Origin of the sequence: Bordetella genomosp. 12 (assembly GCF_002261355.1) — a bacterium.
Lineage (GTDB): Bacteria > Pseudomonadota > Gammaproteobacteria > Burkholderiales > Burkholderiaceae_B > Bordetella.
The window spans coordinates 766,849-782,470 of record NZ_NEVU01000003.1; the positions used below are offsets into that span (position 1 = coordinate 766,849).

The following is a 15,622-nucleotide window of genomic DNA, read 5'->3' on the forward strand; positions in this document are numbered from 1 at the left end:
GCGCCGGCGCCGGCCGAAGCCAGCGCAGCCAAAAGCCACAGAACCCGTCGCCTCACTTGAACACGGCGTCCGGTTTGTCCAGGCTGTCCGACCCTTCGATGGCCACGTCACCCAGTTCGAGCAAGGCGATCACGCGCTCCAGGCTGCGGGTTTGATCGATGAGGCGATCGATGGCGGCCTGCACCACGGCATTGCCCTCTTTATTGCCTTCGGCAATCATCTGGTCGTAGGTCTCGACCTTCTCGGCGCGATCGCGCATCGCCTGCATGGCGGCCACGGTCGCGTCGAGTTTGCTGCGCACTTCGGCGTCGAGCTTGGGGTCTTTTTCCTTGACCAGGCCGGACAGGCTCTCGCCTTGCACCTTGCTGCCGTCGGGCCGCGCGTAGCTGCCCAGGTAGACGTTGCGGATGCCGAGCTGGTTGTAATAGTGCGAGTTATGCGTGTTGTCCGAGAAGCAATCATGCTCTTCTTCGGGATCGTGCAGCATCAGGCCGAGCTTCATGCGCTCGCCAGCCAGTTCACCGTACGACAGGCTGCCCAGGCCGGTGAGCATGGCGACCAGACCCGCCTTGGGATCCTCGGAAACCGCCTTGCGCGCGGCGCCTTCGTTCTTCCATTGATCGGACATCTGCTGCAGATCGTCGACCAACAGTTGCGTCACAGCCTTGAGAAACTCGATGCGGCGCTCGCAATTGCCGCCCGTGCAGTGCTTGGGATCGAAATCGGTGTGCGGTCGGTTGCCCGCGTGACGCTGCTGCGGCGTACCGGTGCGATCCTTGGGTGCCGGGCCGGTGCCGTTCAGGTCCTGGCCCCAGAGCAGGAATTCGATGGCGTGATAGCCGGTCGCCACATTGGCCTCGTTGCCATCGGCCTCGTGCAGGACCTCCGACAGCAGCTCGGGCGTGATCTTGCTGGCGTCGATGGTCTTGCCGCCCACAGAAATCTTGGCGTTGCCGATTACGTTGACGGCGTAAAACGCGTTTTCGTCGTTCTCGGTGCCGTACGAGGCGTCGACATAGTCGATCAGCCCTTCGTCCAGGGGCCAGGCATTCACGCTGCCCTCCCAGTCATCGACGATGGGATTGCCAAAACGGAAGGCCTCGGTCTGCTGATAAGGCACGCGTGCATCGATCCATGCCTGGCGAGCGGCGGCCAATGTGGCCTCGCTGGGTTTGGCGATCAGCGCATCGATCGCCTTCTGCAAAGCCTGCGCGGTGGTCAGAGAGTCCTGATAGCCCGCCGCGGCGATGTCCGCATAGGTTTTGACGACAGCCTTGGGTTCGACCGCGGCCTGGGCGCCCCCCGACACGGCGGCGGCCACCAGCAACATGCCTTGCAGCAATTTTCGCATCCAACTTCTCCTGATTGAGGGCAGCCCCGCGGCCAGCCCGTTTGATGACATTTTTTTGGCGAATGCAAGTGTAAACAATTTTCGTTTGCCGTTCAGAATACAGTCAGCTTTTGCGCCCGGCAGCCTGTTTTGGGGCCAAGAACACGCACCATGACGGTGCATCACCTCGGCCTGCGACCCCGTGGCGGCCCGCCGTACCCGCACGCCTAGCCGCGTCGCGACGATAGGCAGACGCTGGCACGCTCTTTGCTTGGGTTGGTATACAAGCTTGTCGCCAAGACAAGCGCCAACCGGAGCGCCTTCATGAGCCAACGTTCGTCCGCCATCAACCTGTCCCGCCGCCGTCTGGTGCAAAGCGCCGCGCTGGGCGCAGCCTGCCTCGGCCTGCCCGCCCTGAGCCGCGCGCAAAGCGGGCCGGTCATCCGTATCGGCTTCTGGCCCGTCGCTGCCGGCCTGCCCTTTTACGCCGCCGTGGAAAAGGGCTACTTCAAAGAAGCCGGCCTGAACGTGGAACCGCAGAAGTTCGCCGGCGCTCAACAAGTGATGGAAGCCATGCTGGCCGGCCGCTCTGACGGCAGCGCCAATGGCACGGGTTCGGCCAACCTGGCCATCGGCGAGATCGCCTCGCCCGGCCTGTTCAAGATTTTTGCGTCCAATCCCAGCAATGCCCAGTATGTGCTGGACGAGTTCATCGTCGCCAAAGACAGCCCGGTGAAATCCATCGCCGACCTCAAGGGCAAGAAAGTGGGCTCGGGCCCGGGCATACAGAACGCCACCCTGGCGCGCACCGTCCTCGAGCGCGCTGGCGCGACCGGCGCCACCGTGGTCGAACTGGCCATCAGCCAGCATGTGGCAGCCGTGGCAGCCGGCCAGCTCGATGCCTGCTACACGCTGGAACCCACCGGCACGGTCGGCCGCCTCAACGGCACCACCCGCGTGCTCGAAGCCGGCGTCATCGCCAAATACGTGCTGGGCGATCCCATGGCCCCCTGGTTTGGCGGATCGGCCTCGCTGACCACCGCCTTCTTGAAGAAATATCCCGAAGAGTCCAAGCGCTTCATCCAGGCGTATGCCCGCGGCATCGACCTGGTGCGCAAACACCCCGAAGAGGCGCGCCAATACATGAAGGGCTACACCGCCATCGAAGGCCCCATGACGCAGGAAGTCCCGCTGGCCGCCTACACGCTCTACAACGAGTTCACCGACAGCGACGTCCAGTACTTCCAGAAGTTCTTTGACCTGTTCGCAGACAAAGGCGTCTTCGCGCAGAAAGTCGACGTGGCCAGCATGCTCTACAAGGGTTGATTCATGAGTACCTCCACCAAACGCGGCCGCGACTTCACGCGTTGGCTGCCCCTGATCGGGCCGCTGGCCCTCTTTCTGGTCTGGGATCTGACGTTGCGGCTGTCGCTGGTCAGTCCGGTGCTGCTGCCCACGCCGGGCGCCACCCTCACCGCCCTGGTCAAGGGTCTGGCAGGCGGCCCCTTGCTCACCGACTTCATTGCGTCGGTCAATCGCAGCCTGCAGGCCTTCGTCATCTCGGCCATCATCGGCGTGCCCTTGGGCGTGTTGCTGGGCAGCAATGAAAAGCTCTACCGCAGCGTCGAGTTCCTGATCGACTTTTTCCGCTCAACGCCGTCGTCGGCGCTCATCCCGCTGTTTCTGATGATCTTCGGCGTGACGGATATGAACAAGGTCGCCATCGCCGCCTTCGCCTCGCTGCTGGTCATCGTGTTCAACAGCGCCTATGGCGTGCTCAATGCGCGCAAACAGCGCGTGATGGCGGCGCGGGTGATGGGGGCCTCGCGCTGGCGCGTGTTCAAGGACGTGCTCATCTGGGAAAGCCTGCAACAGACCTTCGTCGGTCTGCGCAGCGGCGTATCGATGGCCTTGGTCATCGTCATCGTGGCGGAAATGTTCATCGGCGCCGAAAGCGGCCTGGGCAACCGCATCATCAATGCCCAGCAGGTACTCAATGTGCGCGAGATGTACGCCGCCATCCTGGCCGCGGGCGCCCTGGGCTATCTCTTGAACATCCTTTTTCTGCTGATCGAAAAGCGCATCGTCCATTGGAGCGGCAGGTAAGCCATGAGCACCGTCATCAATCCCACCATCTGGCCCGAACCCCTTCCCGAACCTTTTCAGCCAGGACCTGCCGGCACGCACATCACCATCCGCGGCCTGCACAAGACATTTGCCGGCGCGCCGCTGTACAAGGACTTCAACCTCGACATCCCCAAAGGCAAGATCGTCTCGGTCTTCGGCCCGAACGGCTGCGGCAAGTCCACGCTGATCAATATGATCGCCGGCCTGATTCCCATCGACTCGGGCGAGATCCTGTTCGATGGCAAGTCGCTGGCGCAGACCAAGATCGGCTATGTATTCCAGAACTATCGCGAAGCCCTGTTCCCGTGGCTGCGCACCATCGACAACATCGCCTACCCGCTGCGCCTGGAAGGCCGCAGCAAGGCCGAGGTGCAGCGCCGCGTCGAAGAACTGATCGCTTCCTTCGACGTCAAGTTCGACCTCAACCGCTATCCCTATGAACTGTCGGGCGGCCAGCAGCAAACCGCGTCCATCATGCGCGCGCTGGCGCCGGGGCCGGAAGTGCTGTTTCTGGATGAGCCCTTCTCCGCGCTGGATTTCGAGATGACGCTGTTCATCCGCGAAAAGCTGCAAGAAGTCCATATGCAGACGGGCACCACGATGCTGCTGGTCTCGCACGACCTGGAGGAAGCCGTGTATCTGGCCGATGAGATCCTGTTGCTGACCAAGCGCCCGACCCGCGTGGCCGAGATTCTGCACTATGACGATCCCCGGCCGCGCACCGTGGAGACGCTGAGCGAGCCGTCTTTCATCCATGCCAAGAAGCTGAGCCTGGAAATCTTCCAGCGCGAAGTCCGCAAGTAAGCATCGCAACGGAGTGCCGTCATGACCCAAGACACCATAGACCATTATGTCCGCAGCGCCCTGCTGTTGCAGGGCTATGCCCTGAGCGAAGCCGCCACGCGCGAGGTCAGCCTGCAGTTCGAGCGCATCCAGGCGATTGCGGCCGGGTTTGCCGACGAACCCTTGCCGCTCGAGACCGAACCGGCCGCGGTGTATCGGGCATGAACAGCGCCCTGACCCTCGCCAGCCAGATCGCCGCCGGACAACGCCGCGCCGTCGACGTTCTGGACGACACCCTGGCCCGCATCCGCGCCGACGGCTCCAATGCGTTTACCGAGGTCACGCAGGCACGGGCGCGCCGCGAGGCCGCCGAGATCGACGCCCGACGCGAGCGCGGCGAGCCGCTGCCGCCCCTGGCCGGCGTACCCTACGCCGTGAAGAATCTGTTCGACATCGCGGGCGTGGTGACATTGGCCGGCGCCAAGGTCAATGCCGCCAACGCGCCGGCGCACCAGGACGGCCCGCTCATATCGCGCCTGCGGGCCGCCGGCGCCGTCCTGGTTGGCGCGCTCAATATGGACGAGCATGCCTACGGCTTTACGACCGAGAACAGTCATTACGGCCCCTGCCGCAACCCGCACGATCCGGACCGGATCGCCGGCGGTTCCTCCGGCGGCAGTGCCGCCGCGGTCGCCGCCGGCCTGGTGCCGCTGACGCTGGGTTCGGACACCAACGGCTCCATCCGGGTGCCCGCCTCGCTATGCGGCGTGTTCGGTCTGAAGCCCACGTATGGCAGGCTGCCACGCTCCGGCAGTTTCCCCTTCGTCTACGGCTTGGACCACCTCGGTGCCCTGGCCGGCACGGTGCCTGACCTCGCGCTGGCCTACGATCTCATGCAAGGCCCCTGGGCCGACGATCCGGCCTGCGCGCAACGCCCCCTCGAAGCCACCCTGCCCGCGCTGGATGAGCGTCCCTTACGCGTGGCGGTGCTGGGCGGATACTTCGACGACTGGGCCGGACCGCAGGCCCGGCGCAGTGTGGCGGCGGCCGCCTCGGTGCTGGGCGCCCGCGATGTGGTGACACTGCAGGGCGCCGATCAGGCCCGTGCGGCGGCGTTCATCATCACCGGCGCCGAAGGCGGCGCCCTGCATCGACATCAGCTCATCGCCCGCTACGACGACTATGAACCCTATTCGCGTGACCGTCTCGTGGCAGGCAGCCTCATCCCCGCGACCTGGGTGACGCAGGCCCAGCGCATCCGGCAGCGCTTCCGCGAGGCTGTGCTGCCGTGGTTCGCGCAGTATGACGTCCTGATCGCCCCGGCCACGCCTGTGCCAGCCACGCCCATCGGCACTGACACCCTGACCCTGGCCGGCCGCGCGATGCCCGCGCGTGCCAGCATGGGTTTGCTGACCCAGCCCATCTCCTGCATCGGGCTGCCGGTGGCGACTGCGCCGCTTTGGCAGGGCGAGGGTGACACGGCACACCTTCCGCTGGGTGTCCAACTGATTGCCGCCCCGTGGCGCGAAGACCTCTGCCTGGCAGCGGCACGCGCGCTCGAGCGCGCCGGCCTGGCCGCTTGCCGCAAGGCCGCCGCATGAGCGCCGGCCCCGCGCAGATCCGGTCGCGCGCGGATTCCGTCTATGACGCGGTCAAACAGGACATCCTGGACTACCGGCTCGCGCCGGGCGACCGGTTCACCGAGACCGAAGTGGCCGAACGGCTACAGGTAAGCCGCACGCCCGTGCGCGAGGCGCTGTTCCGCCTGCAGCGCGAGGGCTATCTGCAGGTGCGGCACCGCAACGGCTGGCTGGTGTGCCCGCTGGATTTCGACACGCTGGATCACTTCTACGACCTGCGCCTGGTGCTGGAGCAGAACGCCATCGAGCGGCTTTGCGCCATGCCCCAGGCGCCGACGCTGCTCAAGACGCTGATCGCCATCTGGCTGGCGCCGCACCCCTGCCGCGATGGCGCGACAGTGGCGGGGCTGGACGAGCAATTCCATCTGGAACTGGTGCGGGCGGCGGGCAATCCCGAAATCGCCCGTATTCACCGCGAAGCCACGGAACGCATCCGCATCGTGCGGCAACTGGACTTCACCATGGCCGAACGCGTGAACAAAACCTATGAAGAGCACGGCGCCATCCTGCAGGCCATCCTGGCAGCCGATGCGACGCGGGCGGTTCATCTCTTGCGCACCCACATCGCCGAAAGCCAGGCCGAGGTGCGCAAGATCACCCTGCACCGCTTGTACTCCCGGCGCAGCCTGACGGCGGCCTAAGCGCGGCCAGCGTGCAGCCAGCGATGCAGAACGCGCGAGATCACCGGAATGCAGATAAAGGACAGCACCGGCGTCATGCTCAAGGTGGTGACCAGCACACGCCAGAACACCGGCAGGGCGCTGAGTTGCTCATTGAGCAGCGTGCTGAACAACAGCAGCATCGGAAAGTAGGCGATCCAGATGCTGATGGCCTGCTTCCAGCGCGGCGGCGCGAGTTTGCGTGCGCCAAACCAGCTTTCGATGCCGCTGACACGCTCGACCTCGCTGTGCTGCACCAGGCTTGCGCCACGCTCGAGCCACATGCGGCGCGGCAACGACCCCTCCCAACGCTTGAGGCTGGCTTCATCCTCGAAACGCAGCACGATTTGGTACAGATCCCCGCCCTCGGGAGGCTGCAGCACCCCGGAACCCAAAAAACCGGGAAAACCGGCCGCCAGGATTTCTCCCTGGCGCATCCAGGCAAGGAAAGCCCCATAGCGTTGTGGCGAAATACGCCGGGTGACTAACATCGTGACGGGGTGGGACATTGCAGACTCCTAGGCAAGCGGCGCCGACATCGCGCCTCGGTAGTTACCCTAGCAATCGCCGTGCCAACCTTGCAGCGCAGCATCTCTGCCGTGCTAGCAGAGGCGGAAAGACTTCCCTGCACTTTTATTGCACCGCAACATACACCATATTGGTGATAACCCTAGCACCGCTTCGGTGCATCGGAGCCCTATGACCGCCATCAACCTGCCCCACGTCCTGGCTGAAGTCCAGCAGGTCTTCGAACGTTACGAGCGCGCCCTGGTCGGCAACGACGTGGCCGTGCTGGATGCCTTGTTCTGGAACAGCCCCCACACCGTGCGCTTTGGCGCCAGCGAGAACCTCTACGGCTACGAGATGATCCAGGCCTTCCGCAAGCAGCGCAGCCCGGCAGGCCTGGACCGTGAAGTCCTGCGCACCCAGATCACGACCTACGGAGAGGACGTCGCCACCACGCACCTGGAATTCCGCCGCGACGGCCGCATCGGCCGTCAGAGTCAGACGTGGATGCGCACCGCCGACGGCTGGCGCGTGGTGGCGGCCCATGTCAGCCAGATGACCTGAACCCATGCATTGAGCCCTCATCGCCACGGGTCTACACTGGGTTTCCCGTCAACCCCGGAGCACGCCTTTCATGAGCAACCTCAATATCGCGGTTTTCGTCGGCAGCCTGCGCGCCGAGTCCATCAACCTGCGCCTGGCCCGCGCGCTGGAAAAGCTCGTCCCTGCCCACGTGAAGTTCCACTTCGTGGATTTGAACGTGCCGTTGTTCAATCAGGATCTCGAGAACGACATGCCTGCCGCGGCCGCCAAGCTCAAGCAGCACATCAAGGATGCCCAGGGCGTGTTGTTCGTGACGCCGGAACACAACCGCTCCATCCCGGCAGCGCTGAAAAACGCGATCGACTGGGGGACCCGGCCCTGGGGGCAGAATGTGTGGATAGGCAAAGCCGGCGGCATCGTCGGGACCTCACCTAGCGCCGCGGGCACGGCCATGGCGCAACAGCATCTGCGCAATATCCTCGCCGCCGAGGGCGTCAATGTGCTGACGACACCCGAAGTCTTCCTGCAGATGAAGGACGGCCTGATCAACGATCAGTACCAGATCACCAACGAAGACACCCGCAAGTTTCTTCAGGGTTGGCTGGACCGCTATGTCGAGTGGGTCGGCAAGTCCGCCTGACGGGCTACGCCAGCCGCCGCCTGGCGCGGCGGCTTTATCCCCGCCCAATGTGGAAAAGCTTGAGGACAGCCTGCTGGCACTCGGCGATTCCTAAGCCATATCAATGACTTGAGGCGGGTGATCAACATCTGACCAAAACCTCATCCACGGCCTTAAGTTGTCCCCGCATTTTGTGGATAAGCATGAGGAAAGCTTGCCCACATCCCAAAAAAACCCTTGCAGATCATTGGACTAAGGTCCTTCGTTCGAAAAAGGAGCAGACCCGGGTAAACCCGCAAGGCCGTGCAAAGGTGCCCTGGACGCCGGCGCGCCCGCCGGGGAGTTATCCCCTGCTGATGTGGACAAGACACTTGATAGCTCGCGCACAAACCAGAAATACGTAGACGGATCAATCGCTTGCGCACACTGGGCAAAAAATGCCCACCCCGCCTTTGCAGGCACTGCCAGGCGCTGCCATCGCCTCAGGTTTATCCCCTGCCAGTGTGGACAAACCCCTTGATAGCTCGCGCACAAGCCCGAAAACGCCATAGGCTTCAAGTGCTTGCGAGCGGCGGTCACGAATTGCCCACGGCATGGGGCGGACAGAACGCCGCTCAGACACGGCGCCTTCGCGGGGATTTATCCCCGTGCAATGTGGACAAGGTATTGAACAGCTTTGGGGCAAACCCGAAAAACCCATATGGGCCGGGCACTTGCGAGGAGCGGTCAAATATTGCCCACCCCGCACGGCCGGGCCGCCGCGCCAAGGCGCGGCGGTTTATCCCCGCGAAATGTGGACAAACACTTGCACAGATGTCGGACAAAGACAAAATCGCCTTGCCTGACAAGGACTTGCGACGGCCGATCAGAAAGTGATCAGCACCCTCACTCGTCTTCGAGCCGCATGCCCAGTTTCAAGCCCACTTGCCAATGCGCGACCTTGCCATCCTTGATATGGCCACGCACCTCGGTCACCTCGAACCAATCCAGATGGCGCAAAGAACGCGATGCGCGCTCGATGGCCTGTTTGATGGCGTCATCACTGGAGACGGGCGAAGACCCCACCAGTTCGATCTGCTTATACACATGAGCTTTCTTGGACATCATGATCTCCTTACAGCGTGTGAACCCCATTGAACCACGCCCCAAGCAGCCCGGCCAACCGGCGCGCTCAGGCCGTTGCGGCAAAACGCGCCGCCAGAAAATCGCGCAGGCGGCGCACCGCGGGAGACAGGCGTGAACGCTCCACACACAGCAAGTAAACCGGGCTGCGCTCGCCCTGATAATCCGGCAGGGCCGCGACCAGCCGCCCTGCCCGCAGATCGTCGGCCACGTCGAAATAGGATTTATAGGCCAGGCCATCACCGGCCAGCGCCCATCGCCTGACCACGTCACCGTCGTCGGCGGCCCTATCTCCCGACACGGCGATCTCGCTCATCTGCCCGTCGCGCTCAAAGCGCCAGCGATCATGCGGCGCATCGCTGAGCATGAAAGTCAGGCAATTATGTTGGCGCAGATCCTCGGGCGTGCGCGGCATCCCGCAACGGGCGAAGTAGTCGGGCGCCGCGCACAGCACGCGGCGGTTGTCCGGCGCCAAGGGCAAGGCAATCATGCTGGAATCCTCGGGTTCCCCATAGCGGATCGCGATATCCACCCCTTGGCGATGCAGATCCGTCAGGCGGTCACTGATGCGGACCTGCAAGCGGATGCGCGGATGCTCACGCTGAAATGCATCCAGCCAGGGCAGGAGCATGTGCCGCCCGAGATCCGAGGGCATGGACAGCGACAGCGTGCCGGCGATCGAATGACGGTCACGCTGCACCGACCCGCGACCGGCCTCCAGCGCAGCCAGCGCCGCGTGGGCGTGGTCACGATAGCGCTCGCCTTCGGCGGTCAGCCGCAAGCTGCGGGTCGAGCGTACGAAGAGCCGCACACCGAGAGTGTCTTCCAGCCGCTTGACTGCCGCACTGGCCACCGCGGGCGTCAACCCCAGCTCGCGCGCGGCGGCGGAAAAACTCCCCGCCGCCGCCGCGGAGACGAAAATACGCAGGTCTTCCACGCGCTCTGCGGCCATTTTCAAAATTCCTTTGAAACTGAAGCTGATCTTAGCGGGTTTTTTCATACGCCGGATCGGGCGAGCATGACGCAACCCCCAAAACACGAGGATCGCCGATGAAAGCCATTGCCTACACCCGCAACCTGCCCGCCAGCGACGAGCAGGCCCTGATCGACATCGAACTGCCCACGCCCGAGCCTGGCCCGCGCGACTTGCGGGTGCGGGTGCATGCCATTTCGGTCAATCCGGTCGACGTGAAGATCCGCAACAACCGCAAGCCTCAGGACGGCAAACCCGAAGTCATCGGCTGGGACGCCGCCGGCGTCGTCGAAACCGTGGGGGAACAGGTCAGCCTGTTCAAACCCGGCGACCGCGTCTGGTATGCCGGCGCGTTGAACCGGCCCGGCGCCAACAGCGAGCAGCACCTGGTCGACGAGCGACTGGTCGGCCACATGCCCGACACGCTGGACTTCGCCCAGGCCGCCGCCCTCCCCTTGACCGCCATCACCGCCTGGGAATTGCTGTTCGACAGGCTGCGCGTGCTCGACAACTTGCGCCCCAGCCAGGATGCCATCCTGGTGGTGGGCGCCGCAGGCGGGGTGGGCTCCATCCTCGTCCAACTGGCGCGCCAGCTCACAGGCCTGACCATCATCGCCACCGCGTCGCGCCCCGAAACCCAGGCCTGGGCCAAAGCCCTGGGCGCGCACCATGTCATCGACCACAGCCAGCCCCTGGCCGCCCAATTGGCCGCCACCGGCCACGCCGAAGTGCGTTACATCGCCGGGCTCACCCAGACCGACCAGCACTTTGCCGAACTGGTCAAAGCCATCGCGCCACAAGGCGCGCTGGCCCTCATCGACGACCCCGCCGCCATTGACGTGCGCCAGCTCAAGGCCAAGTCCGCCTCGCTGCACTGGGAGTTTATGTTTGCCCGTTCGATGTTCCAGACGCCCGACATGGCTGCCCAGCACGAGCTGCTCGAACAAGTCGCCCGCCTGATCGACGCCGGCAGGCTGAAAACCACCCTGGGCGAGCACTACGGCCAGATCAACGCCGCGAATCTGCGGCGCGCGCACGCCTTTATCGAAAGCGGCCGCGCCCGCGGCAAGATCGTCCTGGAAGGCTTCTGAGCCTAACCATTGGCGCGCGGGCCCTCCCGGCCGCGCGCCAGCAGGCCCAGCACGAAGGCCAGCAGCGCCGGTGCCCCGAACACCACGGCATGCCCGGCCACCTCCTCGCTGTCCCCCAGCGCCGCGACACGCATGGCGTAGGTCAGATGGGCCGCGCAAAGCGCCAGCCACACGGCAATGAAGCCGAAATAGGCCAATTGCGGGCGCTTGCGGCCGAACACACCGAACAGCGCGAGGATCACCAGGCCAGCGGCCGTGAAGACGAGGGTCTGCATGCCAGTTCTCCAAGCCCGGCTACCGCCCGGGCAATGGTGCCAGCGTAGAGCAAGCGCGCTCGCTTGCCCAGCGCCGGCGGCGCCGCCCCCGGGGTTTCAATCGGCCGGTTTGAAATGGCTCAAACGGACGCGATCGGTCCACACGGCGCGCTCCCCCTGGAGCAGCGCACAGAAGTCCTCGGGCTGCTGCGACGGCACCCGGTAACCCAGCTTGCCCATCGCCTCGCGGTAGCCGGGCGAACGGACGACCCGGTCAACGTCGGCCCGCCAGGCATCGAGCCGGCGCTGCGCCGTGCCCGTTTTCAGGAAGGCCCCGAACCAATCCACAGCCACCAGCTCGGGCAGGCCGACCTCACTGGCGGTCGGCACCTCGGGCATCAGGGGATTGCGCTGTTTCGAGGTGATGAACAAGGTCCGGAGTTTGTCCTGCCCTTGATAGGGCACCATCAATTGCTCGGTGGCGATCAGCATCGGGACCTGGCCTCCCATCACATCATTGAGCGCTGGCGCCCCCCCTTTGTAGGGGATATGCACCAGATCGACACCCAAGGCCTGGTGCAATTGCGCGCCCAGAAAATGCTGGGGAGTGCCCTGCCCGGGCGAAGCGAAACTGCTGCGCGACGGGTGGGCCGCCGCCCACGCTTTGTAGCCGCTGACGTCACGGGCGCCCGAGGCCGGGCCGGCCGCCACGGCGAAGCCATACTCGGCCAGGCTGCCGATCGCCGTCAGTTCCTGGATCGGGTCGAAGGTCAGGGCAGGCATTACCGTCGGAGCCAGCTCCATGACGCTGGCTGGCGCGATCAACACGGTCAAGCCATCGGCTGGCGCGTTCATGACGGTGTCAAAGGCAATCTTGCCACTCGCCCCCGCACGATTCTCGACCAATAGCGTGTTGCCCGTCGCCAGGCGCATCTGTTCGGCAAATGCGCGGGCAATCGTGTCGACCGGGCCGCCCGGCGCAAAGCCGACGACCAGCCGTATCGTCTGTGCGGGCTCGGCCTGGCTCATCGATGCGGCCGCCATGGCGATGGCGGCGACAGCGGCCGAGCGAAAAAGGGAAAACCGCCTCATCGTTTGTCTCCTGGTAGATCAGCCACTTCTGCGGTGGCGTGGGTTGGAAAACGCGCGCCCGCCGCGCTGGCGCCGCGCGCGGGCCTAAGCTGTTGCATCCCTGTCGATACGGCCGCGCAGCGCGCTCACCGAAGCGGCCGCGCACAAGGCCATGGTTCGATCCAGCTCCGCCTTCAGGATGTCCAAAGCCTGCTGCACGCCGTGCTCGCCGGCGGCGGCCAGGCCATAAAGCGTCGCCCGTCCCAGCTGCACCCCATGCGCGCCCAAGGCGATGGCCTTGCCGATGTCCACGCCGCTGCGAAAACCGCTATCGATCAGCACAGTCATGCGCTCGCCCACCGCCTCGACCACCGGCGCCAGCCACTCGATGCTCGCTCTCGAGCCCTCCAGCTGACGCCCGCCATGGTTGGAGACCACCACGCCGTCCGCGCCGGCGTCGAGACATTGCCGCGCCTGCTGCGCCGAACTGATGCCTTTGATGACGAGATGGCCGGGCCACCGCTCGCGCAGCCAGTCCAGATCGCGCCACGTGAGCGCACTGCTCAGTTGCTGCTGCATCACGTCACTGATGGTCGCGCCTTGCGGCGGCTTGCCCGCTATGTCTTCGAACAAGCGCAGCGTGGGCGTGCCGGTGCGCAGCATGGCCAGCGACCATGCCGGATGCCGGGCGCAGTCAAGGACGTTGCGCCACGTCCAGCGAAACGGCAAGGTAAACCCGTTGCGAATATCGCGATTGCGCCGCCCGGAGACGGCGGTATCGACCGTCAACTGCAGCACGTTGAACCCGCCGGCGTGCACCCGTTGCAGAAAGGCCTGCACCAACGCGCGGTCCTTGAGCATGTAGAGCTGAAACCAGCGCAAAGGGCCCGCCGCCTGCCTGAGCGCGTCCAGCGTCACGGTCGCCGCCGAGCTCATCACAAACGGCAGGCCCGAACGCGCGGCCGCGCGCGCCAACGCCAGATCGCCTTGCGGCCAGAAAGCCCCGTTCAGACCCGTCGGGCCGATCACGAACGGCGCGGCCACCTCGACGCCGAACAACGTCGTGGCCAGCGTGCGCGCCGATACGTCCACCAGCGGCGTCGGCGCGAGCGGCACGGCGTCCAAGGCGCTGCGGTTACGCCCGGCGGTGACCTCCCCGCCAGCAGCCCCATCGATGTAATCGAACACCATACGGGGAAGCCGGCCGCGGGCCAGCGTGCGCAGATCATCGATACAGGCCACCCGCTCAAGGCGCATTTTCCGGCTCTGCGGCAGGGTCGTCATGCGGTACCAATGGGTTGCGGCAAGGGATCGCGCTCGTCGTCGGGCCGCGCGTGAATCATGTCGGTCAAGGCATCGCGCAATCCCTTGCAGGCGGGATCGTCGAAACGATTGTGCATCTCCGACGGATCTTCGCTGAGCACATAAAGCTCGCCGGCGTTCGAGCCCAGTTCCAAGGTCAGCTTGGCGTCTCGCGTGCGCACCGCACGCAGATCCAACGCTACGCCGCAGCGCCCGGCGCCGAGCTTCCATTCGCTGTAGGCGAACTCGCGGCTTTGCCGGTCCTCCAGCAAGGGGCGCAGACTGCGGCTATGCCTGGCCGCGGGAATGTCGTGACCGGCGAAGTCACCCATCGTGGCGGCCAGATCCAAGGTGGATACCGGATCATGGACCACCTTGCCGGCAGGAACGCCCGGCCCGCGCATGACCATGCCCACACGCAGCAGGCCTTCATAGAACATCGGCCCCTTGAGCACCAGACCGTGGTCGCCCAACCATTCGCCATGATCCGAAGTAAAAATCACCAGGGTGTTGGCGCTCAGGTCCAGTTCGTCCAGCGTAGTGAGAATCCGCCCGACGTTGTGGTCAATCAGCGAGATCATGCCGTAGTAGTTGGCGATCATGTGACGCAGTTGCTCATCGCTTTGCGGCTCGATGCGCGAATACTCCCTGCGCACGCGGCCCATTTCGCCGGAGACGCCGGGCGGCGTTTCCGTGGCGGCCCGGTGCCACCAGGGACGCCGGTCAAAATCGCGCGTACGATGCGCGGGCAAGCGCATATCCTCGGGCCGGTGCAGCAGGCTCCAGGGAAGCGGCGCATCGAAAGGATGATGCGGATCCGGAAAGGATGCCCAGGCGCAGAAAGGTTTGCCGCCACTGCGCTTGTGTTCACGCAACAATTCCACGGTCCGGTCGCCGATCCAGCTGGAGTTGTGCCAGACCGGCGGCAGGCAGGAGTGGTGCGTTTGCGCGGCCGAGCCATCATCGCCGCCGCGCTGCCGGTAAAGCCGGTCTTTCAGATCACCCTGGCCGTCGCCGTGGTACCAGGCCTCATAGTGCAGACCGCGCGGCGCCCGTTCGGGCAGCCAGTAATTGTGCCCGATCAGCATCATGTCGACCTGATCAAAACCCATGTAGGGACCGCGCCAATCCCGGCCGTAAAGCGCCGAGCCCGCCACATTCTCGGGGCGCTGTGTGGGCGCGTGCGTGTAATAGGTGGAGAAATGCCCCTTGCCGATGAAGGTCGTGGCGTAACCCGCGCGCGCCAGCTCCGCAGCAAAGCCGCCCGAGGCGGCCTCTTCCTCGAGTTCTATCCCGTTATCATGAACGCCGTGCGTCAGCGGCAGCAGCCCGGTCAGCATCGAGGCGCGCGCAGGCTGGCACACGACGTTAGGCGTAATACAGGCCGAGAACCTCGTCCCCTGCCGGGCCATGGCATCCAGATGCGGCGTATGGATCGGCGCCCCCTCAAAGCCATAAGCATCGCCGCGGTGCTGATCGCTGGTGATCAACAGGATATTGGGGCGTTCGTGGTTCGGGAGGGGTCGAGTCATGTGTCCTTGGCCCGTCAGAGCCAACCTTTGCTTGCTGATGGTTCACTGTATCGTCAATTCGTTTACTAA

The 15,622-nt window shown here is 64.8% G+C and carries 17 protein-coding genes; 9 read left to right on the forward strand and 8 right to left on the reverse strand.

The features are described 5' to 3' along the window. Nucleotides 1-52: 52 nt before the first annotated feature. Nucleotides 53-1,351: an imelysin family protein gene (locus tag CAL22_RS15700; protein ID WP_094814827.1), complete on the reverse strand. Its 1,299-nt coding sequence runs from the start codon at nt 1,349-1,351 to the stop codon at nt 53-55. Nucleotides 1,352-1,654: 303 nt separating this feature from the next. Between CAL22_RS15700 and CAL22_RS15705 the strand changes: the two genes are divergently transcribed. The 6 genes from CAL22_RS15705 to CAL22_RS15730 are packed head-to-tail and all read left to right on the forward strand — an operon-like array spanning nt 1,655 to nt 6,521. Then, on the forward strand, nt 1,655-2,656 hold the full coding sequence (locus CAL22_RS15705; RefSeq protein WP_094814829.1) for an ABC transporter substrate-binding protein: 1,002 nt from the start codon (nt 1,655-1,657) through the stop codon (nt 2,654-2,656). Nucleotides 2,657-2,659: 3 nt separating this feature from the next. Then, the gene (locus CAL22_RS15710) at nt 2,660-3,436 is read left to right on the forward strand and encodes an ABC transporter permease (RefSeq protein WP_094814831.1); all 777 of its coding nucleotides are present in this window, start codon (nt 2,660-2,662) and stop codon (nt 3,434-3,436) included. A gap of 3 nt (nt 3,437-3,439) precedes the next feature. Beyond that, on the forward strand, nt 3,440-4,261 hold the full coding sequence (locus CAL22_RS15715; RefSeq protein ID WP_094814833.1) for an ABC transporter ATP-binding protein: 822 nt from the start codon (nt 3,440-3,442) through the stop codon (nt 4,259-4,261). A gap of 21 nt (nt 4,262-4,282) precedes the next feature. Then, nucleotides 4,283-4,465, forward strand: coding sequence for a DUF4089 domain-containing protein (locus tag CAL22_RS15720; RefSeq protein WP_094814834.1), 183 nt, complete (start codon nt 4,283-4,285; stop codon nt 4,463-4,465). Further along, entirely contained in the window at nt 4,462-5,841 is a 1,380-nt protein-coding gene (locus CAL22_RS15725) for an AtzE family amidohydrolase (protein WP_094814836.1), read from the forward strand. Before CAL22_RS15720 ends, CAL22_RS15725 begins: the two co-directional genes overlap by 4 nt. After that, a complete protein-coding gene (locus CAL22_RS15730; RefSeq protein ID WP_094816685.1) occupies nt 5,838-6,521 on the forward strand; it encodes a GntR family transcriptional regulator in 684 nt (227 codons plus the stop codon). Before CAL22_RS15725 ends, CAL22_RS15730 begins: the two co-directional genes overlap by 4 nt. On the opposite strand, the gene CAL22_RS15735 is transcribed toward CAL22_RS15730, so the two are convergent. Continuing rightward, nucleotides 6,518-7,048: an antibiotic biosynthesis monooxygenase gene (locus tag CAL22_RS15735; protein ID WP_094814838.1), complete on the reverse strand. Its 531-nt coding sequence runs from the start codon at nt 7,046-7,048 to the stop codon at nt 6,518-6,520. The genes CAL22_RS15730 and CAL22_RS15735 overlap by 4 nt on opposite strands. A gap of 190 nt (nt 7,049-7,238) precedes the next feature. Here CAL22_RS15735 and hpxZ point away from each other — a divergent pair, with 190 nt between their 5' ends. Then, nucleotides 7,239-7,610, forward strand: a complete 372-nt coding sequence (gene hpxZ / locus CAL22_RS15740; RefSeq protein WP_094814839.1) for an oxalurate catabolism protein HpxZ — start codon at nt 7,239-7,241, stop codon at nt 7,608-7,610. A 70-nt stretch (nt 7,611-7,680) separates the two neighbouring features. Next, nucleotides 7,681-8,229: an NADPH-dependent FMN reductase gene (locus CAL22_RS15745; RefSeq protein WP_094814841.1), complete on the forward strand. Its 549-nt coding sequence runs from the start codon at nt 7,681-7,683 to the stop codon at nt 8,227-8,229. Between the two features lie 864 nt (nt 8,230-9,093). Here the strand turns inward: CAL22_RS15745 and CAL22_RS15750 are convergent. Continuing rightward, on the reverse strand, nt 9,094-9,312 hold the full coding sequence (locus tag CAL22_RS15750; RefSeq protein WP_094814843.1) for a dodecin: 219 nt from the start codon (nt 9,310-9,312) through the stop codon (nt 9,094-9,096). A 67-nt stretch (nt 9,313-9,379) separates the two neighbouring features. Further along, nucleotides 9,380-10,282: a LysR family transcriptional regulator gene (locus CAL22_RS15755; RefSeq protein ID WP_094816687.1), complete on the reverse strand. Its 903-nt coding sequence runs from the start codon at nt 10,280-10,282 to the stop codon at nt 9,380-9,382. Between the two features lie 98 nt (nt 10,283-10,380). Here CAL22_RS15755 and CAL22_RS15760 point away from each other — a divergent pair, with 98 nt between their 5' ends. Next, nucleotides 10,381-11,394, forward strand: a complete 1,014-nt coding sequence (locus CAL22_RS15760) for a zinc-binding alcohol dehydrogenase family protein (RefSeq protein ID WP_094814845.1) — start codon at nt 10,381-10,383, stop codon at nt 11,392-11,394. Nucleotides 11,395-11,396: 2 nt separating this feature from the next. On the opposite strand, the gene CAL22_RS15765 is transcribed toward CAL22_RS15760, so the two are convergent. From CAL22_RS15765 to CAL22_RS15780, 4 genes are all read right to left on the reverse strand, one after another. Further along, nucleotides 11,397-11,669 (reverse strand): LPXTG cell wall anchor domain-containing protein, encoded by a 273-nt coding sequence (locus CAL22_RS15765; protein ID WP_094814847.1) that lies wholly within the window; start codon nt 11,667-11,669, stop codon nt 11,397-11,399. 96 nt (nt 11,670-11,765) lie between these two features. Further along, nucleotides 11,766-12,740, reverse strand: coding sequence for a Bug family tripartite tricarboxylate transporter substrate binding protein (locus CAL22_RS15770; RefSeq protein WP_094814849.1), 975 nt, complete (start codon nt 12,738-12,740; stop codon nt 11,766-11,768). An 84-nt stretch (nt 12,741-12,824) separates the two neighbouring features. Then, nucleotides 12,825-14,003 carry an alpha-hydroxy acid oxidase gene (locus CAL22_RS15775; RefSeq protein ID WP_094814851.1) on the reverse strand — a complete coding sequence of 393 codons (1,179 nt, stop codon included), beginning with the start codon at nt 14,001-14,003 and terminating at the stop codon, nt 12,825-12,827. Further along, nucleotides 14,000-15,553 (reverse strand): sulfatase-like hydrolase/transferase, encoded by a 1,554-nt coding sequence (locus CAL22_RS15780; RefSeq protein ID WP_094814853.1) that lies wholly within the window; start codon nt 15,551-15,553, stop codon nt 14,000-14,002. Before CAL22_RS15780 ends, CAL22_RS15775 begins: the two co-directional genes overlap by 4 nt. Nucleotides 15,554-15,622 lie beyond the last annotated feature (69 nt).

Coding starts and splice junctions, on each gene's coding strand:
- CAL22_RS15710 (WP_094814831.1), top strand. CDS start 2,660: ATGAGTACCTCCACCAAACGCGGCCGCGACTTCACGCGTTGGCTGCCC.
- CAL22_RS15755 (WP_094816687.1), bottom strand. CDS start 10,282: ATGGCCGCAGAGCGCGTGGAAGACCTGCGTATTTTCGTCTCCGCGGCG.
- CAL22_RS15775 (WP_094814851.1), bottom strand. CDS start 14,003: ATGACGACCCTGCCGCAGAGCCGGAAAATGCGCCTTGAGCGGGTGGCC.
- CAL22_RS15780 (WP_094814853.1), bottom strand. CDS start 15,553: ATGACTCGACCCCTCCCGAACCACGAACGCCCCAATATCCTGTTGATC.
- CAL22_RS15760 (WP_094814845.1), top strand. CDS start 10,381: ATGAAAGCCATTGCCTACACCCGCAACCTGCCCGCCAGCGACGAGCAG.
- CAL22_RS15765 (WP_094814847.1), bottom strand. CDS start 11,669: ATGCAGACCCTCGTCTTCACGGCCGCTGGCCTGGTGATCCTCGCGCTG.
- CAL22_RS15730 (WP_094816685.1), top strand. CDS start 5,838: ATGAGCGCCGGCCCCGCGCAGATCCGGTCGCGCGCGGATTCCGTCTAT.
- CAL22_RS15715 (WP_094814833.1), top strand. CDS start 3,440: ATGAGCACCGTCATCAATCCCACCATCTGGCCCGAACCCCTTCCCGAA.
- CAL22_RS15735 (WP_094814838.1), bottom strand. CDS start 7,048: ATGTCCCACCCCGTCACGATGTTAGTCACCCGGCGTATTTCGCCACAA.
- CAL22_RS15750 (WP_094814843.1), bottom strand. CDS start 9,312: ATGTCCAAGAAAGCTCATGTGTATAAGCAGATCGAACTGGTGGGGTCT.
- CAL22_RS15770 (WP_094814849.1), bottom strand. CDS start 12,740: ATGAGGCGGTTTTCCCTTTTTCGCTCGGCCGCTGTCGCCGCCATCGCC.
- CAL22_RS15745 (WP_094814841.1), top strand. CDS start 7,681: ATGAGCAACCTCAATATCGCGGTTTTCGTCGGCAGCCTGCGCGCCGAG.
- CAL22_RS15705 (WP_094814829.1), top strand. CDS start 1,655: ATGAGCCAACGTTCGTCCGCCATCAACCTGTCCCGCCGCCGTCTGGTG.
- CAL22_RS15725 (WP_094814836.1), top strand. CDS start 4,462: ATGAACAGCGCCCTGACCCTCGCCAGCCAGATCGCCGCCGGACAACGC.
- CAL22_RS15720 (WP_094814834.1), top strand. CDS start 4,283: ATGACCCAAGACACCATAGACCATTATGTCCGCAGCGCCCTGCTGTTG.
- CAL22_RS15700 (WP_094814827.1), bottom strand. CDS start 1,351: ATGCGAAAATTGCTGCAAGGCATGTTGCTGGTGGCCGCCGCCGTGTCG.
- hpxZ (WP_094814839.1), top strand. CDS start 7,239: ATGACCGCCATCAACCTGCCCCACGTCCTGGCTGAAGTCCAGCAGGTC.